Annotated in this window: 19 protein-coding genes, 1 pseudogene and 1 riboswitch; of the genes and pseudogenes, 12 read left to right on the top strand and 8 right to left on the bottom strand. The window is 59.8% G+C overall.

Annotated elements, in window-relative coordinates; genetic code table 11:
• Positions 1–36 precede the first annotated feature (36 nt).
• Positions 37–303, top strand: a complete 267-nt coding sequence (locus AC19YQ_RS16880) for a hypothetical protein (protein WP_095000290.1) — start codon at positions 37–39, stop codon at positions 301–303.
• A 59-nt stretch (positions 304–362) separates the two neighbouring features.
• Here AC19YQ_RS16880 and AC19YQ_RS16875 read toward each other — a convergent pair whose 3' ends face one another.
• The 4 genes from AC19YQ_RS16875 to cobW form a co-directional block, all read right to left on the bottom strand.
• Positions 363–917: a vWA domain-containing protein gene (locus tag AC19YQ_RS16875; RefSeq protein ID WP_500595532.1), complete on the bottom strand. Its 555-nt coding sequence runs from the start codon at positions 915–917 to the stop codon at positions 363–365.
• A 98-nt stretch (positions 918–1,015) separates the two neighbouring features.
• Positions 1,016–2,023: a magnesium chelatase ATPase subunit I gene (locus tag AC19YQ_RS16870; protein WP_133079586.1), complete on the bottom strand. Its 1,008-nt coding sequence runs from the start codon at positions 2,021–2,023 to the stop codon at positions 1,016–1,018.
• A 48-nt stretch (positions 2,024–2,071) separates the two neighbouring features.
• A complete protein-coding gene (cobN, locus tag AC19YQ_RS16865; RefSeq protein WP_500595531.1) occupies positions 2,072–5,842 on the bottom strand; it encodes a cobaltochelatase subunit CobN in 3,771 nt (1,256 codons plus the stop codon).
• A gap of 3 nt (positions 5,843–5,845) precedes the next feature.
• Positions 5,846–6,916 (bottom strand): cobalamin biosynthesis protein CobW, encoded by a 1,071-nt coding sequence (cobW, locus tag AC19YQ_RS16860; RefSeq protein ID WP_019827174.1) that lies wholly within the window; start codon positions 6,914–6,916, stop codon positions 5,846–5,848.
• A gap of 94 nt (positions 6,917–7,010) precedes the next feature.
• Positions 7,011–7,191, bottom strand: a riboswitch (cobalamin riboswitch).
• 191 nt (positions 7,192–7,382) lie between these two features.
• Here cobW and AC19YQ_RS16855 point away from each other — a divergent pair.
• Positions 7,383–8,675, top strand: coding sequence for a glycosyltransferase (locus tag AC19YQ_RS16855; RefSeq protein WP_326397929.1), 1,293 nt, complete (start codon positions 7,383–7,385; stop codon positions 8,673–8,675).
• On the opposite strand, the gene AC19YQ_RS16850 is transcribed toward AC19YQ_RS16855, so the two are convergent.
• Complete coding sequence (locus AC19YQ_RS16850; protein WP_133079583.1) at positions 8,676–11,009, bottom strand: glycoside hydrolase; 2,334 nt, start codon at positions 11,007–11,009, stop codon at positions 8,676–8,678. It lies immediately after the preceding gene.
• A 127-nt stretch (positions 11,010–11,136) separates the two neighbouring features.
• Complete coding sequence (cobF, locus tag AC19YQ_RS16845) at positions 11,137–11,889, bottom strand: precorrin-6A synthase (deacetylating) (protein ID WP_133079582.1); 753 nt, start codon at positions 11,887–11,889, stop codon at positions 11,137–11,139.
• A gap of 91 nt (positions 11,890–11,980) precedes the next feature.
• Here cobF and AC19YQ_RS16840 point away from each other — a divergent pair, with 91 nt between their 5' ends.
• From AC19YQ_RS16840 to AC19YQ_RS16805, 8 genes are all read left to right on the top strand, one after another.
• Positions 11,981–12,916 carry an AraC family transcriptional regulator gene (locus AC19YQ_RS16840; RefSeq protein WP_500595530.1) on the top strand — a complete coding sequence of 312 codons (936 nt, stop codon included), beginning with the start codon at positions 11,981–11,983 and terminating at the stop codon, positions 12,914–12,916.
• Positions 12,917–13,095: 179 nt separating this feature from the next.
• The gene (locus AC19YQ_RS16835; protein ID WP_405046752.1) at positions 13,096–14,367 is read left to right on the top strand and encodes an ABC transporter substrate-binding protein; all 1,272 of its coding nucleotides are present in this window, start codon (positions 13,096–13,098) and stop codon (positions 14,365–14,367) included.
• A gap of 142 nt (positions 14,368–14,509) precedes the next feature.
• On the top strand, positions 14,510–15,436 hold the full coding sequence (locus tag AC19YQ_RS16830) for an ABC transporter permease subunit (protein ID WP_133079579.1): 927 nt from the start codon (positions 14,510–14,512) through the stop codon (positions 15,434–15,436).
• 7 nt (positions 15,437–15,443) lie between these two features.
• Positions 15,444–16,277 carry an ABC transporter permease subunit gene (locus tag AC19YQ_RS16825; protein WP_133079578.1) on the top strand — a complete coding sequence of 278 codons (834 nt, stop codon included), beginning with the start codon at positions 15,444–15,446 and terminating at the stop codon, positions 16,275–16,277.
• A 22-nt stretch (positions 16,278–16,299) separates the two neighbouring features.
• Positions 16,300–17,403, top strand: coding sequence for an ABC transporter ATP-binding protein (locus tag AC19YQ_RS16820; RefSeq protein ID WP_326397934.1), 1,104 nt, complete (start codon positions 16,300–16,302; stop codon positions 17,401–17,403).
• A gap of 28 nt (positions 17,404–17,431) precedes the next feature.
• The gene (locus tag AC19YQ_RS16815; RefSeq protein ID WP_500595527.1) at positions 17,432–18,907 is read left to right on the top strand and encodes a mannitol dehydrogenase family protein; all 1,476 of its coding nucleotides are present in this window, start codon (positions 17,432–17,434) and stop codon (positions 18,905–18,907) included.
• A gap of 71 nt (positions 18,908–18,978) precedes the next feature.
• Positions 18,979–20,472 (top strand): xylulokinase, encoded by a 1,494-nt coding sequence (xylB, locus tag AC19YQ_RS16810; RefSeq protein WP_500595526.1) that lies wholly within the window; start codon positions 18,979–18,981, stop codon positions 20,470–20,472.
• Positions 20,473–20,477: 5 nt separating this feature from the next.
• Positions 20,478–21,416, top strand: coding sequence for a carbohydrate kinase family protein (locus AC19YQ_RS16805; protein WP_500595525.1), 939 nt, complete (start codon positions 20,478–20,480; stop codon positions 21,414–21,416).
• Between the two features lie 69 nt (positions 21,417–21,485).
• Here AC19YQ_RS16805 and AC19YQ_RS16800 read toward each other — a convergent pair whose 3' ends face one another.
• Positions 21,486–22,787: an OprD family porin gene (locus AC19YQ_RS16800; RefSeq protein ID WP_500595524.1), complete on the bottom strand. Its 1,302-nt coding sequence runs from the start codon at positions 22,785–22,787 to the stop codon at positions 21,486–21,488.
• A gap of 280 nt (positions 22,788–23,067) precedes the next feature.
• On the opposite strand from AC19YQ_RS16800, the pseudogene AC19YQ_RS16795 reads away from it, so the two are divergent.
• A pseudogene (locus AC19YQ_RS16795) lies at positions 23,068–23,913 on the top strand (sensor histidine kinase); the annotation flags it as partial.
• Positions 23,914–23,991: 78 nt separating this feature from the next.
• A complete protein-coding gene (locus tag AC19YQ_RS16790; protein ID WP_003445327.1) occupies positions 23,992–24,267 on the top strand; it encodes a peptidylprolyl isomerase in 276 nt (91 codons plus the stop codon).
• Between the two features lie 124 nt (positions 24,268–24,391).
• Here AC19YQ_RS16790 and AC19YQ_RS16785 read toward each other — a convergent pair.
• A partial coding sequence (locus tag AC19YQ_RS16785; RefSeq protein ID WP_500595523.1) for an IS110 family transposase occupies positions 24,392–25,200 on the bottom strand: 809 nt, incomplete at its 5' end.

The raw sequence follows: 25,200 nt of genomic DNA, 5'->3' as shown, positions 1-25,200 counted from the left end.
TTAATCATTTGATGGGCATACTTGAGAGAAAACCCTATGAACGCCCCGCTCCGTTTCAACGAAGCACTTTTGATTGCCGGTCACGCCTTTGAACCGTTTCAATGCGTCGCCTGGGCTGCACAAGATGGTCACGGCGAGTTGAGCCTGACGGTCATTGACCGCACCAACACCCGTATCGGCCGTAAACAGATCCCGCGCAGCGCCTGCGCAGACGCTGCCCAACTCGAAAGCCTGCTGGCTCAGGCCCGCGCCGAGATCAGCAGCGAAGGCTACACCCTGCAACCCTGGGTAATGCCTGCATAAGGCTGCCAGATTGCCCCTCCTTGTGGGAGCACACTTGCTCCCACAGGGGTATTAAGCCTCTAGCCATCAATGTGCAAGTACTCTGTCTTCAAATCCGCCGCCAACTGAGGCGCGCGACCGAGACGAATCGGGCCCCGCTCGATATCGATCAACAGCCCCGGGCAGCTGATTTCGGGCAACGCCGACCACTCTTTCAAACGGCCATCGGTCACTAGCAAAAATCGCTGCTGCTCCTGCGGCAACTGCTTGCGCCGCCGATCAAGCCACTTCGCGACTTCCTGCAGGGCCTGGAGCAACGGTGTACCACCACCGGCGCCCAGTTGGGCCAACCACTCATTGAGCGCCGCCGAAGCCTTTACCCCCGTGACCTGCCACACAGGCGAATTGCCGCTGGCTGTCATCACGGCCACCCGGGCACGCTGGCGATACGCATCCTCGAACAACTGGGCGAGCAGCCCCTTGGCATCACTCAGGGCCTGATGCCGCCGGGTTGAAGCCGATGCATCCACCACCACCAGCCACAGTTCCTGGGCGGCGCTTTTGCGGGTTTTATGGCGCAGATCTGCGCGCAGACGTGGACGGCCACGGAGCAAGGTTTGCACCCAATCGACCATCCCGCTGCCGGCACTGAGGCTTGCGCCCAGTTTGCCCGTTGCGAGATGACCCGCCTGGGGTCTGGCATCCGCCCCCACATCGGATCGGGGACGAATGCCTAAGACTTTTTTGGCCAGCTCGGCACTTCACGGCGCGCACCCATCGCCTGGGCCTGTGCTGGCAACTCGCCCCACTGGCCCTGGCCGGAACCGGATGAAGGCGTGCTGGATTGAGGCTGTGAATGCGGCTGCTCCGGTGTCGGCGCCTGGCCCGCCTGCTCGCGCCGCCGATGACGCAAGGCAAATTCGGCCACCGCATCGATGTCTTCAAGGCTGATTGCCGTGGCGCCACGCCAGGCGGCATGGGCCCGTGCAGCACGCAGCCACACCAGATCGGCACGCATACCGTCGACCGCCGCTGCAAAACAGCGCTCGGCAATCACCGCGAGCGATTGATCGTCCAAGGCGATGCTCGCCAGCAATCCCCGTGCATGCTCGCAACGCTGGCGCAGGGCCGTCTGCGCCTCTGCCCACTGTGCGCAAAACCCCTGGGGGTCAGCGTCAAAGGCCAGGCGTCGACGGATAATGTGTGCCCGTTCGGCCGGTTGCGGCAGACCGCTCATGACCACGTTCAGCCCAAAGCGGTCGAGCAGTTGAGGACGCAACTCCCCCTCTTCCGGGTTCATGGTGCCGATCAGGACAAAACGCGCAGCATGGCGATGGGAGATGCCATCGCGCTCGACCACATTGGTACCGCTTGCAGCCACATCCAGCAGCACATCCACCAAATGGTCTGCGAGCAAATTCACTTCGTCGACATACAGCACACCGCCATCGGCCTTGGCCAACACACCCGGTGAAAACTGCGCCTTGCCTTGCCCGAGTGCGGCGTCCAGATCGAGGGTGCCGACCAGACGCTCTTCAGTGGCACCCAGTGGCAGGGTCACGAACTGGCCGCTGGCGAGCAGATCTGCCAGCCCACGGGCCAGAGTAGATTTGGCCATGCCACGGGGACCTTCGATCAGCACGCCGCCAATCCTGGGGTCGATGGCCGTGAGGCACAGCGCAAGCTTCAACGAGTCCGCGCCGACCACCGCCGATAACGGGAAATGCGGGGTGTCAGTCATGTTTTCGGGTTCCAAATCGTAGAATGTTGATCGACTTCAAAAAGCCCTTCACTCTTCTTCTATATCCAGCAGCAGATTTTCCAGCGCCGCCTGATATTCCCCGGGCTCACTCCAAAGGCCGCGCTGCTGAGCCTCCAGCAAGCGCTCGGTCATGTCACGCAACGCGTGCGGGTTGTGCTCGCGAACAAACTCGCGGGTATCAGGGTCCAGCAGGTAGGCATCCGCCAGCAAGGCGTATTGATGGTCGTCGATCAAATGCGTGGTGGCATCGAACGCAAACAGGTTGTCCAGGGTCGCGGCCATTTCGAACGCGCCTTTATAACCGTGGCGCTTGACCCCGTCGATCCATTTCGGATTGGCTGCCCGCGAGCGGATCACCCGGTTCAGCTCTTCCTTCAGGGTGCGAATCTTCGGCAAGTCCGGCTGGCTGTGATCGCCGTGATAGCTGGCTGCAGCCTCCCCGCGCAACGTCTCCACAGCGGCCAGCATGCCGCCCTGGAACTGGTAGTAATCATTGGAATCCAGCAGGTCGTGTTCGCGATTGTCCTGGTTTTGTACCACGGCCTGCATTTGCCCCAGACGCTGGGCAAACTGGCCGCGGGCCGCCGTGCCTTCATCGGCCACGCCATAGGCATAACTGCCCCAGTTGAGGTACACCTGGGCCAGGTCATCACGGCTTTGCCACAAACGACCGTCAATTGCGTTCTGCACCCCGGCGCCATAGGCGCCGGGCTTGGCGCCAAACACCCGCCAGCCGGCCTGGCGCGCTGCCAGTTCGGGTGAGAGTCCATCGCGCTCCAGCTGCTCACGCTCACTGCGCACCTTGGCTGCCAGCGGGTTCAGATCATCCGGCTCATCCAGTGCCGCCACGGCCTGCACGGCGGCATCGAACAGGCGAATCAGATTGGCAAAAGCATCCCGGAAGAAGCCCGAAACCCGCAGGGTCACGTCCACCCGTGGACGGTCCAGCAGGCTGACCGGCAGGATTTCAAAGTCATCCACCCGCTGGCTGCCTGTGGCCCATACCGGGCGCACGCCCATAAGTGCCATGGCCTGGGCGATATCATCGCCGCCCGTTCGCATGGTCGCCGTGCCCCACACCGACAAGCCCAGTTGGCGCAGGTGGTCGCCGTGATCCTGCAAGTGACGCTCAAGAATCAGGTTGGCCGACTGAAAGCCGATACGCCAGGCCGTCGTAGTCGGCAGGTTGCGCACATCCACTGAAAAAAAGTTGCGACCGGTAGGCAGCACATCCAGGCGTCCGCGACTCGGTGCGCCACTGGGCCCCGCCGGCACAAAACGCCCTCCAAGGGCATCGAGCAGGCCCTGCATCTCGGCCGGCCCGCAGGCATCCAGACGCGGCGCGACGACATCAAGCAGTGCGTCGAAAATCCCCCTGACCTCGGCCCATTGCGCGGTGTCGGGCAATTGCAGCGTGCCCTCCAAAGCCTGTTCAATCAGTTGCGCCGCATATAACTCCAGACGCTCGCGGGTGTCCCCCGCCGTGCGCCAGCGCTCAGCAGTGACGGCCTGCAGCACCGCGGGTTGGCGCGCCGTCCAGGGCTCGGCCAATGCGCAGTCCAGCGGGTCAAAGCCCAGCTCAAAGGCTTTGGCCAGCGCCCGCAGAATGCTCGATTGCGCGCCACGACCATCGCCGCGAGGGATGCGCAGCAACGCCAGCAAGGTGTCGATCCGCAAGCGTCCGGCAGGCGACTCACCAAAAATATGCAAGCCATCACGGATTTGCGACTCCTTGAGGTCGCACAGATAGGTGTCCAGCCGTGGCAGCCAGATCGCAGCGTCGGCATCGCTGTCCAGCTTCTCGTCCAGTTGCAGCTCACGGTCGATACGGGTTTCACGCACCAGGGCGAGAATGTCCCGTTGCAACTCACGGGCGCGTCGGGGGTCGAGCAACTGCGCTTCGTAATATTCGTCGGCCAGCAACTCCAGATAACGCAGCGGCCCGTAGGTTTCAGCACGGGTCAGCGGCGGCATCAGATGATCGATGATCACCGCCTGGGTGCGCCGCTTGGCCTGGGCGCCTTCGCCCGGGTCATTGACGATAAAGGGATAGACGTTGGGCATCGGCCCCAGAATTGCGTCCGGCCAGCAGTTTTCGGACAGCCCGACGCCCTTGCCCGGCAGCCATTCCAGATTGCCGTGCTTGCCCACATGCACCACGGCGTGGGCACCATAGGTGTTGCGCAGCCAGAAGTAGAACGCCAGGTAGGCGTGTGGCGGAACCAGATCCGGATCGTGATACACCGCACTGGCATCGACCTGATAACCCCGCGCCGGCTGGATCCCGACAAAGGTCAGGCCAAAGCGCAGACCGGCAATCATCAGCCGCCCACTGCGAAACATCGGATCGTTTTGCGGCTCGCCCCAACGTGCAATCACCGCCTGGCGATTGATCTCGGGCAAGCCATTGAACATCGCCAGGTACTCATCCAGCGCCAGGCTTTGCAGGCAGGGACGCAGATCGAGGCTGTCCAGATCATTGCTGACGCCCCCCAGCAGAGCCTGGATCAACGCGGTGCCGGTCTCGGGAAGCTCGCAGTCCACGGGATACCCCTGGGCCTGCAAGGCACGCAGAATATTCAGCGCGGCCGCCGGGGTATCCAGCCCCACACCGTTTCCGATCCGGCCATCGCGGGTCGGATAGTTGGCCAGAATCAGCGCAATCCGTTTTTGCGGGTTCGCCACACGGCTCAGATCAACCCATCGCCGCGCCAGTTCTGCGACAAAATCCATACGTTCGGGATGGGCGCGATAACACACCACATCCGACTGACTGCGTTCGCTGCGCCATGCCAGATCCTTGAAGCTGATCGCACGGCTGATGATTCGCCCATCCAGTTCGGGCAACGCGATATGCATCGCCAGGTCCCGTGGCCCCAGGCCTTGCTCGCTGGCTTGCCAGCCGGGCTCGTTGTCCTGGGCACAAATGGCCTGGATCACCGGGATATTGCGGCGAAACGGGCGCAAATGCGGGGCTTCCGGACTCGACTGGGCAAAGCCGGTGGTGTTGAGGATCACACCGGCCTCAACGTCGTCCAGCAGGTCCTGTACCACGGTCAGGCAGCCCGGTTCCTTGAGGCTGGCCACGGCAATCGGCAAAGGGTTGAGCCCGGCGGCCTGAAGGCGCTGGCAAAACACATCGACAAACGCGGTATTGGCGGCCTGCAAGTGCGAACGATAGAACAACAGCGCCGCAACCGGTTGCCCGACGAGCCATTGGGCCTGCCAGTCTTTGAGTTGGGCATTGGCGTGCACCGGATGATAAATCGCGGTGCGCGGCAGGGTTTGCGGCTCATCCCATGCATAATCGCGGCCCAGCCATTGACTGGCCAGGCAACGATAGAGCTGTTGGGCGTTATGCCGCCCGCCCTGGCGCAAAAAGTGCCACAGACGCTCGCCCTGCTCGGCCGGGACGGTGCTCAGCGCGCTGAGTTCCGGGTCGGGACGGTCGTCGCCGGGTACCAGAATCAGGGTGACACCACGCTCAGCCAGCTGCACCAGGCGCTCGATGCCGTAGCGCCAATAGCCGATGCCGCCGTGCAACGACAGCAAAATCACCTTGGCGTGTTGCAGCACCTGATCGACATACAAGTCGACCGAACCATGGTTTTGCACCTGCATCGGATTGGCCAGACGCAGGCTTGGATAATCTTCAGGCAACTGCTGTGCCGCTTCGGCAAGCAGTGCCAGGCTTGAATCACCACTGCACAGGATCACCAGCTCGGCGGGGGTCTGCCCCAAGTCGGCAATATTGTCATCCGATACAAAGCCACCGGGCTGGGTCCTGAGCAAATGCATGGTTTATACGCTCAACGCTGTACGCAGGGTGGATTCGAGCAGTGCAGCATCGAGGTCCTGACCGATCAGCACCAGCTTGGTGGTGCGCGCTTCGTCACGGCCCCAGGCGCGGTCGAAGTGCTTGTCAAAGCGCGTACCCACGCCCTGAATCAGCAGACGCATCGGCTTGCCCGGGATCGCCGCAAAGCCCTTGACCCGCAGAATGCCGTGTTTGACCACCAACTGGGTCAGCGCTTCCATCAGTACACGCTCCTCGCCCTCCGGCAGCTCGATGGAAATCGAGTCGAAAGCGTCGTGGTCGTGATCGTCGTGGTCATCATCGCCGTCGTGGTGATGGTCGTGGTGGCTGTGGCGGCCATCGATATGATCTTCAGAGCCTGCGCCCAGACCCAGCAACACGTCCAACGGCAAGCGGCCGCTGCTGGCTTCGATGATCTTGACCGCTGGCGGCAGTTCTTCAGCCACTTCGGCGCGCACTTTTGCCAGGTCTTCAGGGCTGATCAGGTCGGCCTTGTTGAGGATCACCAGGTCGGCACTGGCCAGTTGGTCAGCGAACAACTCGTGCAGCGGCGACTCATGGTCCAGGTTCGGATCAAGCTTGCGCTGGGCATCAACCTGGTCCGGGAACGCGGCAAAGGTGCCAGCGGCCACGGCCGGGCTGTCGACCACGGTAATCACCGCATCCACGGTGCAGGCGCTGCGGATTTCTGGCCACTGGAAGGCTTGCACCAACGGTTTTGGCAGGGCCAGGCCGGAGGTTTCGATCAGGATATGATCGATATCGCCACGACGAGCCACCAGCTCACGCATGACCGGGAAGAACTCTTCCTGCACGGTGCAGCACAGGCAGCCGTTGGCCAATTCATAGACGCGACCGTTGGCTTCTTCTTCAGTGCAGCCGATGGTGCACTGCTTGAGAATTTCGCCGTCGATGCCCAACTCGCCGAATTCGTTGACGATCACGGCAATGCGACGGCCCTGTGCGTTATCGAGCATATGGCGCAACAACGTGGTTTTGCCCGAGCCGAGAAAGCCGGTAACGATGGTGACGGGGGTTTTGGCCAGTGTTTTCATCGGATGCCCTATAGCAAAGCGGCGGGCATACGGGACGACGACCGCAGGCAGTGCGCGGTCAGTCTTCGCCACCGGATCACCCCGCCCGGTTGAAGTAAGAATCTGTCACGAGGCAGGTCTCCTGGCTTACGGCTGATACCTACCTTGCGCCTTCCCGCCTGCTGGGCAGTGGCTTTGCAAGATCAATGACCGTTTACAGTTGCGGGGGCAGCCGCGGCATACCGCGTTCCCTTCTTAGCTTCGCGCTGCGAAGAACCTCGAACACGCAAGGCTACGCAGTGCTTTGTAACAGGTCAATGCACAGGTGCGTCCGGGGAGGCGACTGCATTGATGCGGCCTGGCTTTTTGTGACCAGGCACACTGGCTTGCCTGTATCCCGGGCAAGCCAGTGCCCACAGAGGATTTACGCCGCAGTTGTGTTCTAATTGCCGCCTTTTTTCAGCCGCCCTGCTTCAAGGATCTGCCCATGCCTGCCACCTGCCCGACCCGCGTCCTGATCATTGGTTACGTGTGGCCCGAACCGCGCTCTTCGGCGGCAGGCGGGCACATGATGCAAATCATCGAGAGTTTTCTGCAGCAAGGCTGGCAGATCACCTTCAGCAGCCCGGCCGGGATTGGTGAACACAAGGCCGACCTCGCTGCCCTGGGTATTGATGAAGTCACCATCGAGCTCAATAACAGCAGCTTCGATGCCTTCATCACCGAACTGGCACCGGATATCGTGCTGTTTGACCGTTTCATGATGGAAGAGCAATTCGGCTGGCGCGTCGAGAAGCATTGCCCGCAAGCCTTGCGCGTACTGGAAACCTCCGACCTGCAAAGCCTGCGCGACGCCCGTCAGCAGCAACTCAAGGCACGTCTCAAGCACGACACCGAGCAGGACGATTTCAGCAGCCTGTTCGCCCCGGCCCAGCGCGAAACCTTTGAACAGATGGCCGACGCCGACCTGGCACAACGGGAGATCGCCGCGATTTATCGCAGTGACCTGAACCTGATGATTTCAGAATACGAGATCGATCTGCTGGTCGAGCAGTTCCACGTGCCCAAGGCCCTGCTGCATTGGTGCCCGCTGATGGTCGACAGCGTGCCTGAGGCGTTCGTGCCCTATGAACAGCGTCAGCATTTTCTGAGCATCGGCAATTTTCGCCACGCCCCGAACTGGGATGCTGTGCTATGGATGAAGACCCATATCTGGCCCTTGATCCGTCAGCAACTGCCCACTGCACAACTGCATGTGTACGGCGCCTACACGCCGCCCAAGGCCACTGCACTGCATAACCCGGCACAGGGTTTTCATGTCCTCAACTGGGCTGAAGATGCCCTTGAAGTGATGAGCAATGCGCGTATTTGCATGGCTCCCCTGCGTTTTGGCGCAGGCATCAAAGGCAAGATTGCCGATGCCATGCTCTGCGGCACCCCCAACGTGACTACGCCGGTGGGCGCCGAAGGCATGCACGGTGACCTGCCGTGGGCCGGTGCCATCGAGCGCAGTGCCCGCGGGATTGCGGCGGCAGCGGTCGAGCTGTACCAAAATCCCGAAGCCTGGCATCAGGCCCAGCGCAATGGCCTGGCCCTGCTTGAAGCGCGATACCTGCAAGGCGTCCACGGCCCGGCACTGGTCGAGCGCATCCAGGCGTGCCGCGCAGAACTTGAGCAGCACCGGCGCAACAACTTCACCGGTGCCATGCTGCGTCATCACCAGCACAAAAGTACCCAATACATGTCGCAGTGGATCGAGGCCAAGAATCGCCCGCTCTGATCAATGCTCAAATGGCCGCGTTGTTTTGAAGAGATCGGCCATATCGATGACATAAGCCGCCATACCCGGGATCTGTACGGTTGCCGATACAGGCGGGAACGTCATGGCGCCCTCGGTCTGGGGTTTATCGGGATTGAAGTTCACAGTGATCCGGGTGCCATCTTCGAACACGGTGCGCTGCAGGCTGCGATCATCGGCCAGCACCTCGAAGCCCACCAATGCCTGGGTAAAGAGGCGCTGGTGCAGGGGAGCAAACACCGCGTTGTAGGCGCCGATAAAGGGCATGTCGCGCTTAAGCACTGCCGCGTTGAGGTGATACATCGGCGGAGTCATGTACAGCAGTTGCAGGAGCGCGGTGTTCTGTTGCTCGTTGGAAAACTTCAACGAGGGATACGCCCAGTGATGGGTACTCACCAGACTGTCGTGCAAGACCCGCTGGTACAGCGGCAAGCGATAGCGGTAAGAACGCACCAATAGTGCCAGCTGCGGCTTGAGCGGCACGGTCTTGAAAAAAAGCGTTGGCGTTTCCGGTGGCCAGTATTGGCCCACAAAGAATGGCGACGCCTCATTGCGGCTCATGTCCGGATCAGTCCAGTCGAAAGGTTGCGTGGCAATGCCGTGACTGTAGGCAATATTGGGAGCAAACGTGGACACTCCGCCTTCGCTGCCGGTCACCAACCCCAGTGTTCTCGAAGGGTAATCCAGGCGTTGACTGAGCATCCGCGCATTCTCGCGCTCACTGGTTTCTCGGCCTTGGGTGTAGTCCGCCGGTGCCGTGCCTGCGGCATCCACATCAAGAAAATAGCTGTTGAGGCCTCCGGCAGCGGATACGGCAGCCATGCGTTGGCGGGCATAGTCTTGCGCCGCTACGGCATTGGCAAACACACCTATGCCGTTGAAGCCCTCATGGACCTTGCCGTTGACGTCGCGCTGGCCGGCATTGGCCAGTTCGTCACCCATTTGTGCGGCCGCCCAGGTTTGCGGTTCTGAAAGTGGATGGGCATCAGCATAGTTGTCATACACCGCGACCAGATATCCAGCCGCCTTGGCCTTGGCCACGGCCTGCGGGTGCCAGAAGGCATCCAGCCAATCTTTGGCGCCCAGCCATGCGTGTTTCAGGCCAGCCTTTTCGAGGGCGTTGACCGTATCCAGCGACAATCCGCCGCCCCAACGCTCGGGCGGGGCCAAATAGTCTCCAAAGGCGTTGGCCAACCGGGTTTTGACCAGCTTGCCCCACTGCACTTCGGCGGCCGGATCATGCCCGCCAGCCAAAGGTTCCTGCGGGGGCACCGTGACGATCTGGCGAAGCCCCTGGTTGAGTGCCCGCACTAGCGTCAACCGGTTGTACGCTGAAATCTCGGAGGTCCGTGACAAGGTGCTCGACAAGGCCAAATCAAACATTGCACGAGTGGGTTGATCGAACCCCGCCCACAGCCTGGCCGCCAAATGCCCCGGTGTGCCCCGAGCTTTGTCGAAGGCCGTGACAAAACTTGGCCAGTTCAGGATGTCCGTTACCTTCAGCGGCCCGGCGTCCCACACATAAATATGCGGAGCGCCGCCCAACCGGGCCGTTTGCGGAATCTCCCTGATTTTATCGGTCAATGCGCGGAACTGGCCGTTATCCTTGAGCCATTGGCGGTACAAGCCGGCACCGTACAGCGGGTCGGCCGGGCCCGCCGCGATGCTCACCACAAACGGCGCGTCAGGAGCCAGCCGGTTGAAGGTATGCACCAGCTGCGGTACCGGGACCTGATTGACCTGCTTGACGTCAAACTGGGTATCGAACGGGGTTTCGACCCTCCAGGTGACTGACAGGTCCTGATGCAATTGAGTGAAGAACGGCATGCTCAACGCACCGACCAGCGGGTCGCCGGTGTATCGCTTGACCAGCCACTCGAGCCATTTCGGGTCATTGGCTGGAATGTAACTGCCCTCGCCAAAAGGAATGGCATACGCCTGGATATCGCTTTGCAGGCGTGGCCAACGCAAGCTGACTGGCTGGCGCGCCTGGATCGAAACGCGCAACGCGTCCTTGACCACATTGATGCGGATGCTGAACCGCTGCTCCCCGTCGGTGACGTTCCAGCCTTCTGCAGTCTGCTCACTGACCAGGCTGTCCGGGCTGAAACCGGGACCACTAAGCACCCGCCCAGGCTTGCCAGCACGCAGCAAAGTGATTTCGAGGGTCGCCGGGTCGACCGCAAAAGTGCCATTTGAATAGGGATAGCGGACAGTGGCTGTGACCGCGCCGGACATCAGCAACGCCAGAAACATCAACAGTGAAAGCCCTGGCAGTTGTCGATTAAACAGTAAGGCGCGTAGTTTTTTCTTCATGGAAAAGTCCTGGCGTTGGTCGGGAGGCAAGCACCGAACACTAACGACTTGCGTCAGAACGCATACGTAGGACTTTTCCTAAAAACGTTTAGGAATTGGATATATCTACTATCAACACCCTAAACGCTCAATCAGCCCGCCTGCGCAATAAATACGTGTCCATCACCCAGCCCATGCGCGCCCTGGCCGCGCTACGGGCTCCCTTGATCTGCTCGCACACCTCGCTCAGCTTTCCGGCAATCAGGATCTCGTTCGCCGTTCCTATATAAGCCCCCCAATAGATATCGACGTTTTCATCGACAAACGCCTCGAAGGCGCAGTGGGCATCCAGCATGACCACCACGTTGTCCAGGTCTTGAGCCGTCAACCGCCTGCCCGTCGTGATCCGAATCGGCTGGCCGATATCATTCAGGGGAATGCGATGGCGGGCTGCCAGCGCTTGCACGCTGCTGATGCCGGGAATCACCTGGTAGTCAAAATCGGTGCAACCGTTGGCCCGCACCCGATCCAGGATGCGCAAGGTGCTGTCATACAGACCTGGCTCGCCCCAGAGCAAAAACGCCCCGCATTCGCCGTCGGCCAGTTCGTTGTCAATCAGCCGCGCAAACAGCAACGCCCGTTGCTCGTGCCAATGCTCAACGCCTTGGGTGTAAGAAGTCGTTGCACTGTCGCGTTTCGGGTCGCTGACCTGAACCACCCGGTAACGCGGCTCGCGAATGTAGCGCTCGCAGATTTCCAGACGCAGGCGCACCAGATCGTCAGTGGCCTGGCCCTTGTCCAGAACAAAGAACACGTCGACCCGGTTTAACCCATTGATTGCCTGCACGGTGATGTGCTCCGGATCACCGGCGCCCATGCCTATCAATAACAGTGTCTTCATTGCGTTTGATCCTTGGTCCAGGGTCTGTTGCTGGCAGGAAGTATGAGAAGACGTCATCATCCGCTCAACACGTACATTGAGCAGCCCGCCCATGACTCGACTCGCCAGAGCTACAGACCCGTCGTATGAATTGATGGACGACCACAATGGCCTGTCGATTATTTATCGCCAGCATGGTTTTCCCAGCCCCTTGGTACGCTGGCATTTTCACAAGGAATACGAACTGCACCTGATTGTGGCCAGCAGCGGCAAGGTGTTTGTCGGCGACTACATTGGCAACTTTCACCCTGAGACATTGTTCCTCACCGGCCCCAACCTGCCCCATAACTGGATCAGCCAGGTGGCCGCAGGAGAAGTGGTGGCCACCCGCGACATGCTGGTGAACTTCACCGATGAGCTGCTCGAAAACGCCGCATCGATCTTTACCGAGCTTAAAACCCTGACCCCGATGCTAGAACGCGCCCACTACGGCATCGAGTTTCGCTGCACATCCACAATCCGCAAAGCCATGGACCTGATGCAGAGCATAGCCAGCGCTACGGGCGTGACCCGTCTGGGGCACTTTCTGATCCTGCTGGAACTGCTGGCTGAGTGTGATGACTATCAGCTGTTATCCGGGGTGACCACCGGGCAACCGGCCGACGAGCAGACCATCGACCGTACCAACCGGGCCGTGGACTACATCTTCAGCCACTACGCCCGTGAACTGTCCCTCGAAGAAGTCGCCGAGTACATGGGCATGAAGCCCACCTACTTTTCCCGGGTATTCAAGCAGGCCACCGGGCGCTGCTTTATCGAGTTCGTCAATCGCCTGCGTATCAGCAAGTCCTGTGAATTACTCGCCGATGGCGAAAAGCCCGTCACCGACGTGTGTTTTGAATCTGGCTTCAACAACATTTCCAACTTCAACCGCCGGTTTCAGCAGCTAAAAGGCATGACTCCATCACACTACCGGCGTCTGGTAGTGCAGCGTTTGACCGAGCAAAACCAGCCGGGACTGAGTGAACGCCTGCGCAGTGCAAAATAGTATCGGTTTGAGTGTTGCCAGTGATTTGTCACGACGGTGATTGAGGGCTGTAATCCGCCCAGGCGCTTGCTCCATGCGAGCCGCTATAAAAACAATAACCGTCCTTCTGGCGCCGTGAGGCCGATGAAGTGGAGTGCTCAATGAATATTCCTGTCAAAGCGTTATGTGTCGCTACGTGCATGACCCTCAGCGGCTACAGCCTGGGCGCGCAAACCCTGACCATCGCCACGGTCAACAACAGCGACATGATCCGCATGCAAAAGCTGGCGAAAACCTTCGAGAGCGAGCACCCCGACATCAAGCTCAAATGGGTGGTGCTGGAGGAGAACGTCTTGCGCCAACGCTTGACCACGGACATTGCCACCCAGGGTGGCCAGTTCGACGTGCTGACCATCGGCATGTACGAAGCCGCACTCTGGGGAGCCAAAGGCTGGCTTGAACCCATGACCGACCTGCCAGCCACCTACGCCATCGATGATGTATTCCCCTCGGTACGTGACGGTTTGTCAGTCAAGGGCACCCTCTACGCCCTGCCGTTCTATGCCGAAAGCTCGATGACCTATTACCGCACCGATCTGTTCAAGGACGCGGGCTTGACCATGCCCGAGCACCCTACCTGGGAGCAGATCGCCGGGTTCGCCAAAACCCTGAACAAACCGGACCAGGAGCAGTACGGGATTTGCTTGCGCGGTAAAGCGGGCTGGGGCGAAAACATGGCATTGATCAGCACCATCGCCAACGCCTACGGAGCGCGCTGGTTCAACGAACAGTGGCAACCTGAGTTCACCGGCCCCGAGTGGAAGAACGCCCTCGACTTTTACGTCAATACCATGAAGGCTTCAGGCCCACCGGGCGCTACCAGCAACGGCTTCAACGAAAACCTGGCGCTGTTCAACAGCGGCAAATGTGCAATCTGGGTCGATGCCAGTGTCGCCGGTTCGTTTGTCACCGACAGCAGCCAGAGCAAAGTGGCCGATCACGTCGGCTTCACCTTCGCCCCCCAGGCGGTCACCGACAAAGGCAGTGCCTGGCTCTACTCCTGGGCGCTGGCGATCCCCACCAGTTCCAAAGCCAAGGACGCCGCCAAAACCTTCAGCACCTGGGCCACCTCCAGGGAATATGGCGCGCTGGTTGCCGAGAAAGACGGCATCGCCAATGTACCGCCGGGCACCCGTGCGTCGACGTACAGCGATGCCTACCTCAAGGCTGCACCATTTGCCAAAGTCACCCTCGACTCCCTGAAAGTCGCCAACCCCAACGACCCTACGCTCAAGCCCGTGCCCTATGTGGGCATTCAACTGGTGACCATCCCCGAGTTCCAGGCGGTGGGCACCCAGGTTGGCAAGCTGTTCAGTGCCGCCCTGATTGGCCAGACCACAGTGGATCAAGCGCTGGCAGCTGCCCAGCAAACCACCGAGCGTGAAATGAAACGGGCGGGTTATCCCAAGTAAACAAAAAACGCCCGCTTACCTGTAGTCACTGCCGAAGGCGCCGATGGGGCGCCCAGCGTACCCGGCTTATTGAAGAGCCTGCGGACCTTGTCGCAGCCTTAGGCATCGACTACAGAATTACTCGTTTCATCAGGGACTTAACATGACAACTTCGAGTGCTGTCTCATCGCTGGAAATGTCACAGCCAGCGCGAAAATCACGCCTGCTCAACCCCGGCTGGTTTCTGGTCACGCCTTCAGTGGCGCTTTTGCTGCTGTGGATGATCGTGCCACTGGGCATGACCCTGTATTTTTCTCTGATCCGCTACAACCTGCTCTACCCCGGCGAAAACCAGTTTGTGGGGCTGGAGAACTTCACTTATTTCCTCACCGATTCCGGCTTCTTGCCCGGAGCGTCCAATACCCTGTTGCTGGTAGGCAGCGTGCTGCTGATCAGCGTGGTGCTCGGCGTATTGATCAGCGCCCTGCTTGAAGCCAGCGAATTCATGGGTCGCGGCATCGTTCGGGTGCTGCTGATCTCACCGTTCTTCATCATGCCCACGGTGGGTGCGCTGATCTGGAAAAACCTGATTTTCCATCCGGTGTCCGGCGTGCTGGCCGCCGTGTGGAAGCTGTTCGGCGCGCAACCCGTCGACTGGCTGGCGCACTACCCGTTGCTGTCGATCATCATCATTGTGTCGTGGCAGTGGCTGCCCTTCGCAATCCTGATTCTCATGACCGCCATGCAGTCTCTGGATCAGGAACAAAAAGAAGCCGCACGCCTGGATGGCGCCGGGCCGATTGCGATTTTCTGGCACCTGACCCTGCCCCATCTGGCGCGCCCCATTGCCGTGGTGGTGATGATTGAAACCATCTTTCTGCTGTCGGTCTTCGCCGAGATCTTTACCACCACCAACGGTGGTCCGGGCTATGCGTCGACCAACCTGGCGTACCTGATCTACAACCAGGCGCTGGTGCAATTCGATGTGGGCATGGCCTCGGCCGGTGGCTTGATCGCCGTTGTCATCGCCAATATCGCGGCCATCATTCTGGTGCGCATGCTCGGCAAAAACCTGACTGACAAGCCGTGAGGGCCCAGTGATGACTCTTCAACAATCCCGCCGCCTGCAAAGCCTGCTGCTCGGCACCCTGGCCTGGGCCATCGCCATCCTGATCTTCTTCCCGATCTTCTGGATGGTGCTGACCAGCTTTAAAACCGAGCTGGATGCATTTGCCACGCCGCCACAGTTCATCTTTACCCCGACCCTGGAAAACTACCTGCACATCGAGGATCGCAGCGGTTACTTCCACTTTGCCTGGAACTCGGTCGTCATCTCGTTCACCGCCACCGCCCTGTGCATGCTGATCGCGATTCCGGCGGCCTATTCGATGGCGTTCTACGAAACCAGGCGCACCAAAGGCACGCTGCTGTGGATGCTCTCCACCAAAATGCTGCCACCCGTGGGCGTATTGATGCCGATCTACCTGTTGGCCAAGACCTTCGGCCTGCTCGATACCCGCACGGCGCTGATCATCATCTACACCCTGATCAACCTGCCGATTGTGGTGTGGATGATTTACACCTACTTCAAGGACATCCCCAAGGACATCCTCGAAGCCGCCCGCCTTGACGGTGCCACTCTGTGGCAAGAGGTGGTTCGTGTGCTGCTGCCCATCAGCAAGGGCGGTCTGGCCTCAACCCTGCTGTTGTCGTTGATCCTGTGCTGGAACGAGGCCTTCTGGTCGCTGAACCTGACTTCGTCCAGTGCGGCGCCACTGACCGCGCTAATCGCGTCCTACTCAAGCCCCGAAGGCCTGTTCTGGGCCAAGTTGTCAGCGGTGTCGACGCTGGCCTGCGCACCCATCCTGATTTTCGGCTGGATCAGCCAGAAGCAACTGGTACGCGGCTTGTCTTTTGGCGCGGTTAAATAACAACAATGACTGGAGGCCCATCATGGCCAACCTGAAAATCAAGAATCTGCAAAAGGGTTTCGAAGGCTTCTCCATCATCAAGGGCATCGACCTTGAAGTGCACGACCGCGAATTCGTGGTATTCGTCGGGCCATCGGGGTGCGGTAAATCAACGTTGCTGCGCCTGATTGCCGGGCTCGAGGAAGTGACTGACGGCACTATCGAACTGGACGGTCGCGATATCACCCAGGTCAGCCCGGCCAAGCGCGATCTGGCGATGGTGTTCCAGACCTACGCCCTGTATCCGCACATGAGTGTGCGCAAAAACATGTCCTTCGCCCTCGATCTGGCGGGCGTACCCAAGGCTGAAGTCGAGAAGAAAGTCAGCGAAGCGGCACGGATCCTTGAGCTTGCGCCGTTGCTGGAGCGCAAACCCAAACACTTGTCCGGCGGCCAGCGTCAGCGCGTGGCCATAGGACGGGCGATTGTGCGTAACCCGAAAATATTCCTGTTCGACGAACCTCTGTCCAACCTCGATGCCGCCCTGCGGGTACAGATGCGCCTGGAACTGGCGCGTTTGCACCAGGAGTTGCAAGCCACGATGATTTACGTGACCCACGATCAGGTCGAAGCCATGACCCTGGCCGACAAAGTGGTGGTGCTCAATGCCGGTAAAATCGAACAGGTCGGCTCGCCACTGGATCTGTATCACCAGCCGGCCAACCTGTTTGTCGCCGGGTTCCTGGGCACACCGAAAATGGGCTTTTTGAAAGGCAGAATCACTCGCCTCGATAGCCAGGGCTGTGAAGTCGAACTGGACGCCGGCACCCGTATTCAATTGCCCCTGAGCGGCGCCTCGCTGAGCCTGGGCAGCCCCGTCACTCTGGGCATCCGCCCCGAGCACCTGAACCTCGCCAAACCCGGCGAATGCGCCCTCAGCGTCACGGCCGATGTTGGCGAACGCTTGGGGAGCGACACCTACTGCCACGTAATAACCGCCTGCGGCGAACCACTGACCATGCGTATCCGGGGCGATATGGCCAGCCAGTACGGCGAGCAATTGAACCTGCACCTGGACAGTGAGCATTGCCATCTGTTCGATGCTGACGGGCTGGCCCTCACCCGCCCATTGCGCGCTGCGGCCTGACGCTGACGACCTTTTTTGAGATAGCACCATGAAACTTAATCGCCTGAATCTCGATAACCTCACCGACAAAGTGGCCAAGCCCGCCTATCTTGCAAGCCATACCCAACATGGCATTGCACATATCGGGGTGGGCGGCTTTCATCGCGCCCATCAGGCGTATTACACCGATGCCCTGATGAGCCAGGGCCGTGATCTTGACTGGAGCATCTGCGGCATTGGCCTGCGCGCCGAGGACCGCAAGGTGCGCGACGATCTGGCCAGTCAGGACTACCTCTATACCCTCTTCGAACTGGGGGATGGCGACGATAACCAGAGCCGGATCATTGGCTCCATCAGTGACATGCTGCTGGCTGAAGATGGCATTCAGGCGCTGATCGACAAACTCGCCAGCCCGGCGATTCGTATCGTTTCACTGACCATCACTGAAGGCGGTTATTGCATTGACGACAGCAGCGGCGAGTTCATGGCTGCGCTGGCGCCCATCCAGCACGACCTGGCCCACCCCGAGGCGCCGACAACGGTATTTGGCGTGCTCTGTGCCGCCCTCGCCCAACGCAGGGCCAACGGCACCCGGGCGTTTACTGTCATGTCCTGCGATAACCTGCCCCACAACGGCGCAGTGGCACGCAAGGCGCTGCTGGCCTTCGCCGCGCTGAGCGATATGAATTTGCATGACTGGATCGCCGCCCATGTCAGCTTTCCCAATGCAATGGTGGACCGCATTACCCCCATGACCAGCGATGCCCATCGCCTGCAACTGCAGGACCAGTTGGGGATCGAAGATGCCTGGCCAGTGGTGTGCGAACCATTTATCCAGTGGGTGCTGGAAGACAAGTTCACCGATGGCCGTCCGGCATGGGAAACCGTGGGTGTACAGCTCACGGATGACGTCACGCCCTATGAAGAGATGAAAATCAAACTGCTCAACGGCAGTCACCTGGCGCTGACCTACCTGGGGTTTCTCAAGGGCTATCGCTTTGTCCACGAGACCATGAATGACCCCTTGTTCGTAGCCTACATGCGGGCCTACATGGACCTGGACGTGACGCCGCAGCTGGCACCGGTGCCAGGCATCGACCTTGCGGTTTACAAAGACACCCTGGTCCAGCGTTTTTCCAACCAGGCCATTGCCGACCAGTTGGAGCGCGTGTGTTCTGACGGTTCGTCGAAGTTTCCCAAATTCACCATTCCAACCATCAATCGCCTGATCAGCGATGGCGCGCAGCTTAAGCGTGCGGCGCTGGTGGTGGCTGCCTGGGCGCTGTACCTCAAGGGTGTGGACGAGAACGGGCAAACCTATGACATTCCCGACCCACGAGGCGTGTTTTGCCAGGCTTTGGTCGCGGAGGATGCGCTAATCGTGCAGCGGCTGTTGGGAGTGGAAGAGATTTTTGGCACTGCCATCGGCCAGTCGGCCGAGTTTGTGGCTGCCTTTGAGTGGTGTCTGAACAACTTGCGTGAAGCGGGCGTGAGCGGGACGCTGGAGAAACTGCTGCATCTTTGAACAGCCCTCACCCCACCCCCTTTCCCCGAGGCGGGGGGTGGTTTTTTGACATGACCCAAAACAGGTTCTGCATGAACACTCGCACCTTATTCCTGGGCATCGACTGCGGCACACAGGGCACCAAAGCGCTGATCCTCGACAGCCACAGCGGCCAGGTACTGGGGTTGGGCACTGCGCCCCATACGTTGATCCAGGGTGAGCACGGACGCCGCGAGCAAGACACCGAGCAGTGGTTGCAGGCACTGACGTGTGCCACGCAACAAGCGCTGAGCCAGGCCGGTGTCAGCGGCCAGCAGATTCAGGGCATTGGCGTCAGCGGCCAGCAGCACGGGCTGGTGCTGCTGGACAAGCACGGGCATGTTTTACGTCCGGCCAAGCTCTGGTGCGACACCGAGTCGGCTCCCGAAAACCGCCAGTTACTGGAATGGCTGGGGGGAGAAGCCGGTTCAATGCAGCAGTTGGGGCTGGTTATTGCACCGGGCTACACCGTTTCAAAACTGCTATGGACCAAAATCCATCATCCCCGGGTATTTGCGCAGATTGCCCATATCCTGTTGCCCCATGACTACCTCAATTACTGGCTCACCGGCCGCTGTTGCAGCGAATACGGCGATGCCTCTGGCACCGGTTATTTCAATGTGCGCAGCCGCCAGTGGGACCTCGATATCCTGCGCCATATCGACCCGGATCGCCGTCTTGAACAGGCGCTGCCTGAATTGATCGAGTCTCACCAGCCGGTCGGTTGCCTGCGGCCACAGATTGCCAGGCTGCTGGGGCTCAACCCCGATGCCGTGGTGTCCAGCGGTGGTGGCGACAACATGCTAGGCGCCATTGGCACGGGCAATATTGAACCGGGGATTATCACCATGAGCCTGGGTTCATCAGGCACGGTGTATGCCTTTGATCCGCAGCCCCAGATCAGCCCCGACTCGTCGGTGGCCAGCTTCTGCTCGTCAAGCGGCGGCTGGCTCCCCTTGATCTGCACCCTCAACCTGACCAATGTCACAGGCGCCGTACGGACATTGTTCGGGCTGTCCCTAGAGGCCTTCAATCAACTGGCCAGCCAGGCACCGATTGGCACTGAAGGGGTCAGCCTGCTGCCCTTTCTCAATGGTGAGCGGGTGCCCGCCCTGCCCGATGCCAGCGGCAGTTTCCAGGGCCTTACCCTGGCCAACATGACACAGGCCAATCTGTGCAGGGCCGCCATCGAAGGCACCACCTATGGCCTGCGCTACGGCCTGGACCTGCTGCGCAAGAACGGGATGCAAAGCCGCACCATACGACTGGTGGGCGGCGGTTCGAAAAGCCCGTTGTGGCGCCAGATCGTCGCCGACATCATGAACACCCCGGTGGTCTGCACCGAACAAAGCGAAGCTGGCGCCCTGGGCGCGGCAATTCAGGTCGCCTGGTGTGTGGGTGCTGGTCGTCAAACGCTGGCACAGCTGTGTCAGCGTTGCGTGCGCCTCGACCAGGCGGGCGAAACCCGCCCCGTTGCAACGAATGTGCAAGCCTATGAACACTTCTATCTACGCTACCGACAACAGGTCGCGGCCTTAACCGAGTAAACGTTATGTATGTGATATGCGGAGAAGCACTGTTTGATTTTTTCGCGCAAGCGCAAAGCTGCGCACAAGCGAACAAAGTCGAGTTCAAGGCCATTGCCGGGGGGTCGCCGTTCAACGTGGCCGTGGGCCTGCGTCGCCTGGGCATCGACACCGCACTGTTTGCCGGATTGTCGACGGACTATCTGGGCCAGCGCCTGAAGCAAGTCCTGCTGGACGAAGGCGTCAGTGACCAGTTCCTGATCAGGATGGACGCCCCTACCACCCTGGCCATGGTCGCGCTGGATGCCAACGGCTCCCCTGCCTACAGCTTTCGCGGCGAAGGCTGCGCCGACCGGCAGTTGCACACCCGTCATTTGCCCCAGTTGGGCCCTGAAGTACGCGGGCTGCATGTCGGGTCTTTTTCATTGGTGGTGCAACCAGTTGCCGATACCTTGCTGGCACTGGTCAAGCGCGAAAGCGGGCGGCGGCTGATCAGCCTCGACCCGAATGTGCGCCTTAACCCTGAACCCGATATTGAAGTATGGCGTCAGCGCATCAATGAACTGATCCCCTATGCCGATGTGATCAAAGTCAGTGATGAAGACCTGGAGCTGCTGTACCCGGGGCAAGACCCGCAAGAGATAGCCCGGTCATGGTTGAGCCATCGCTGCCAACTGGTGTTTCTGACCCGTGGCAGCCAGGGCGCCAGTGTCTGGAGCCGCGAGCATGGCCTGCGCACGGCGGCGGCCACCCGCGTAGACGTTGCGGACACCGTAGGCGCGGGCGATACCTTTCAGGCGGCAGTGATCGCCTGGTTGACCGAGCATGGGCTGGACTCCATCGAGGGTCTGCAGCAGTTGAGTGCCGCCCAACTCGACAGCCTGCTCGACTTCGCCAGCCGCGCCGCCGCCCTCACCTGCAGCAAAACCGGCCCGGATTTACCCTATCGCGCGCAGCTGGTCTGATTGATAGCCCCGCACTACCTGTGGGAGCGGGGCCTGCCCGCTCTTACAAAGATCCGTGACACCCGCGCGTCACCAGATCGACAGGTTATAGCTGACGATCAGGCGGGTTTCATCCACGTCACGGGCGAACTGGGCGTAGTTGGTCCGGTAGGTCGCATTTCGCAAGCGCAGGCTGACGTCCTTGAACGTGCCGCTCTGCACGATGTACTTCAGCTCGCTATCACGCTCCCACTCCTTGCCTTCTTCGGTGCTGCCAACCACTTTGATGTGGTCGCCATTCACATAGCGCGTCAGGAACGACAAACCGTCAATGCCGATGGCCTTGAAGTCATAGTCATAACGCAACTGCCAGGAGCGCTCCTGGGCATTGGCAAAATCGTTGACCTGCAGGTAGTTGACCAGGTACGGGTTGCTGCCATCCAGATACGGCATCGACGTGTCACCGTTCATGCGCTGCCAGCCCGCGCTGACCTTATGCCCGCCCACCGAGTAACCGAGCATGGCGCCCAGGGCGCGGTTGTCGATGGTCGAGGCCTTGGCAGAACCCGCGTCATCACTCTTTAGCAAGCGCACATCGGCTGAGAGCACGCCCGGACCCACCGGCTGACTGGCGAGCACACCGACAAATTGCTGGCGGTAGATGTCTTGCAGTTCAGCGTAGTGATATTGCGCGGTCAGGCGATCGTTAACCTTGTAGTCCAACCCGTACAGAGTGAAGTGATCGGCGGTGACATTGCAGGCATAACGCTTGTTCTTGCAGTTCAGGCGCAGGTCCTGGGAATCGGTGGAATCACGGGCGGTATAGCGATCAAGGCGCGAGGCCGTGAACTTGAGGTCCCTGATTTCCTGGGAGACCAGCATGGCACCGTTGAACTGGGTGGGCAGCAGTCGGCCATCGTTGTACTTGAGCAGCGGCAGGTCAGGCAGCAGCGCACCATACTTGAGTACGGTCTGTGACACGCGCATCTTGGCCGTCAGCCCGAACTTGGCGTATTGATCCTTGGAACGACGCGGATCATTGCCGGTCGAAGGTAGCAGGCCGCTGTTGCTGTCGGCAGGGCTGGAGTCCAGTTTCAGACCCAGCATGCCCAGCGCATCGAGGCCAAAACCGACGGTGCCTTCGGTATAACCCGATTGCAGGTTGAGGATAAAACCTTGAGCCGTTTCATCACGCTTGGAAGCGCCCTGGGGATTTGAGCTGCTGCCATCGCGAAAGTCACGATTGAAATACACCGTGCGCGCTTCCAGTTTGGCGCTGCTGTCTTCGATGAAACCGCCGGCTTGTGACTGTGCGGCAAAACCGGCACACACTGCCAGCGCACCCAAGCGTGATACCCGGCACTGCGCCAACACTGTTAAAGGAACAACCATCTACAAGCTCCAGCAGCCAATCAAGGCAGGATGAAAGCGATCGAAGGCACACGGACTATCACGTGGGCACATTCAATCGAAAAAAAGGGGCGCAATTGTACGAAAGGCTTAGCCTGAGCCTCATTGGACCTTAGTCGCAGTGTCAGGGACGCGGCTTGCAGCAACGTCGATAGCATTGAGCCGCTATCCGGCATCCAATAGACTTATTGAGTGATTTACTCCAGGACTTACCATGGCAACCAAGAGTTCAAGGCGCTACCAACGCTTGCAGGCCAGTGCCACCGAACAGGCATTGCTGGAGCTTAACGAGACCCTTGAGGAACGCGTGGCCGAACGTACCCGGGCGCTGGCCGAGGCCAACCTGCAGTTGCAGCGCGAGATACAGGAACGCGCTCGCGCCGAGGAGGCCCTGCGCCATGGGCAAAAAATGGAAGCCGTGGGCCAGTTGACCGGCGGTATCGCCCACGACTTCAACAATATGCTGACCGGGATTATTGCCAGCCTGGATTTAATGAAGCGCTATATCGCGGCTGGCCGTATCGACGAAGTAGAGCGTTTTGCCGATGCCGCCGTGTCTTCCGCACAACGGGCAGCCGCACTGACCAATCGCCTGCTGACGTTTTCGCGCCGTCAGTCACTGGACCGCAAGCCCCTGGACCCCAATCAGCTGGTGAGTTCGTTGCAGGCGCTGTTCAGTAACGCCACGGGCGCGCACATTGATCTGATCCTGGAGCTGGGGCCGAACATATGGCCGATCAACACCGACACCGGCCAACTTGAAAGCGCCCTGCTCAATCTGATGATCAACGCCCGGGATGCGATGCCTGAAGGTGGCACCCTGGTGATCAAAACAGCCAACCACTATCTTGACGCCAGTGATCTCAGCACCCTGGAAGCGGTCAGCTCAGGGGATTACGTGATGCTTGAGGTGAGTGACGACGGTACGGGCATGACCCCGCAAACCCTTGCCAAAGCCTTTGACCCCTTTTTCACCACCAAGCCCGTGGGCCAGGGCACGGGGCTGGGGTTGTCCATGATTTACGGGTTTGCCCAGCAGTCTGGCGGGCATGTCAGCATCAGCAGTCAGAGCGGTTGCGGCACCCGGGTGTGCCTGTACCTGCCGCGCTACAACAGCCCTGAAGCGAAAACTCAGGCATAATCCGCGCCCGCGCACTATGCCCTACTGTTCCAAGGTAAAGATCTCATGAAAGCTCAAGCCCGCCATATCCTGGTGAAGACCGCCGAAGAAGCCGAATCGCTCAAGCAACGCATCGCCAAGGGTGAAGCCTTCGATGTGCTGGCGAAAAAATTCTCGACCTGTCCGTCGGGCAAACGTGGCGGCGATCTGGGTGAAGTGCGGCCTGGGCAGATGGTGGGCGTTATCGACCAGATCATCTTCAAGAAGCCGCTGCGGGTGGTACACGGCCCGATCAAAAGCAAGTTCGGCTACCACCTTGTGCAAGTGTTCTACCGCGACTGAATATATCGTGTGGGAGCAACTGTCATTGAGGATTTATTTTCAAATAATCCTTTCGGACATGGCTTCGCCAGCGATACCGCGTAGCGGTATTACTGGCGAAGCCCTCGCTTCAGTAAAGTGCCCCTCATTTGTTATCAAAATGCGGGGCCTTAGATTTCTTCTCCCTCCAACCCGTGCCATCTCGCAGCATTGCGTTAAGACGAATCAATAGCTTGCGCATGCATGCCACAACAGCGACCTTCGCAAGCTTGCCTCGCGCTCGCAGAGCCTCATATTCGGCTTTGACTTGCGGATCGTGCTGGACCATTGACCAGGTCGACATATAGGTTGCGCCACGCACTGTATAGCGCCCGCCCTCGATTGATCTGGGGCCGCTCTTCTTGCCACTATCGTTGTTGTAGGGCGCTAACCCTGCCAAAGCCGCAATCTTGCGTCCCGACACGGTTCCGAGCTCAGGAAGAAATGCCAAGAGCGTTCCGCAGGTGATGGCTCCGATCCCTTTCACCGACCTCAGTCGTCTGGCTTTCTCCTGATCCAGCACGGTCGAGGCATCTTCAATCTCCTTACCCAATGACTTGATCTGGCCCTCCAGGTAAGCGATGTGATCGGTGTAAGTGGATATGGCTTTAGCGCATGTGGTTTGTTTCATCCGGCGCTTGTCGCTGTCCCGGCTCTTGACCAAGCTGCATCGCAGCTTGAGCAATTCGCCCAGCTCATCCCGATCCTTATTCGGTTCAACATGCGGCAAGTCCTCGAAATCCCTCGCAAACTTCGCCAGCATCTGAGCATCGATCTTATCGGTTTTAGCTATCTTGCCCATAGCTCTCGCATAGTCGCGAGCGCGTTTGGGATTGACGCGAAAGACATTCAAACCCTCCAACCGCAAGGCTCTGAGCAATGCCCTTTCATAGCCGCCGGTGGCTTCAAGCAAGA

This window comes from Pseudomonas sp. MF06569 (assembly GCF_059862735.1).
The sequence above is the reverse complement of the archived record's forward strand: the minus strand, read 5'-3'. Positions and strand labels throughout refer to the sequence as shown.

Coding starts and splice junctions, on each gene's coding strand:
- AC19YQ_RS16880 (WP_095000290.1), top strand. CDS start 37: ATGAACGCCCCGCTCCGTTTCAACGAAGCACTTTTGATTGCCGGTCAC.
- AC19YQ_RS16875 (WP_500595532.1), bottom strand. CDS start 917: ATGGTCGATTGGGTGCAAACCTTGCTCCGTGGCCGTCCACGTCTGCGC.
- AC19YQ_RS16870 (WP_133079586.1), bottom strand. CDS start 2,023: ATGACTGACACCCCGCATTTCCCGTTATCGGCGGTGGTCGGCGCGGAC.
- cobN (WP_500595531.1), bottom strand. CDS start 5,842: ATGCATTTGCTCAGGACCCAGCCCGGTGGCTTTGTATCGGATGACAAT.
- cobW (WP_019827174.1), bottom strand. CDS start 6,916: ATGAAAACACTGGCCAAAACCCCCGTCACCATCGTTACCGGCTTTCTC.
- AC19YQ_RS16855 (WP_326397929.1), top strand. CDS start 7,383: ATGCCTGCCACCTGCCCGACCCGCGTCCTGATCATTGGTTACGTGTGG.
- AC19YQ_RS16850 (WP_133079583.1), bottom strand. CDS start 11,009: ATGAAGAAAAAACTACGCGCCTTACTGTTTAATCGACAACTGCCAGGG.
- cobF (WP_133079582.1), bottom strand. CDS start 11,889: ATGAAGACACTGTTATTGATAGGCATGGGCGCCGGTGATCCGGAGCAC.
- AC19YQ_RS16840 (WP_500595530.1), top strand. CDS start 11,981: ATGACTCGACTCGCCAGAGCTACAGACCCGTCGTATGAATTGATGGAC.
- AC19YQ_RS16835 (WP_405046752.1), top strand. CDS start 13,096: ATGACCCTCAGCGGCTACAGCCTGGGCGCGCAAACCCTGACCATCGCC.
- AC19YQ_RS16830 (WP_133079579.1), top strand. CDS start 14,510: ATGACAACTTCGAGTGCTGTCTCATCGCTGGAAATGTCACAGCCAGCG.
- AC19YQ_RS16820 (WP_326397934.1), top strand. CDS start 16,300: ATGGCCAACCTGAAAATCAAGAATCTGCAAAAGGGTTTCGAAGGCTTC.
- AC19YQ_RS16815 (WP_500595527.1), top strand. CDS start 17,432: ATGAAACTTAATCGCCTGAATCTCGATAACCTCACCGACAAAGTGGCC.
- xylB (WP_500595526.1), top strand. CDS start 18,979: ATGAACACTCGCACCTTATTCCTGGGCATCGACTGCGGCACACAGGGC.
- AC19YQ_RS16805 (WP_500595525.1), top strand. CDS start 20,478: ATGTATGTGATATGCGGAGAAGCACTGTTTGATTTTTTCGCGCAAGCG.
- AC19YQ_RS16800 (WP_500595524.1), bottom strand. CDS start 22,787: ATGGTTGTTCCTTTAACAGTGTTGGCGCAGTGCCGGGTATCACGCTTG.
- AC19YQ_RS16790 (WP_003445327.1), top strand. CDS start 23,992: ATGAAAGCTCAAGCCCGCCATATCCTGGTGAAGACCGCCGAAGAAGCC.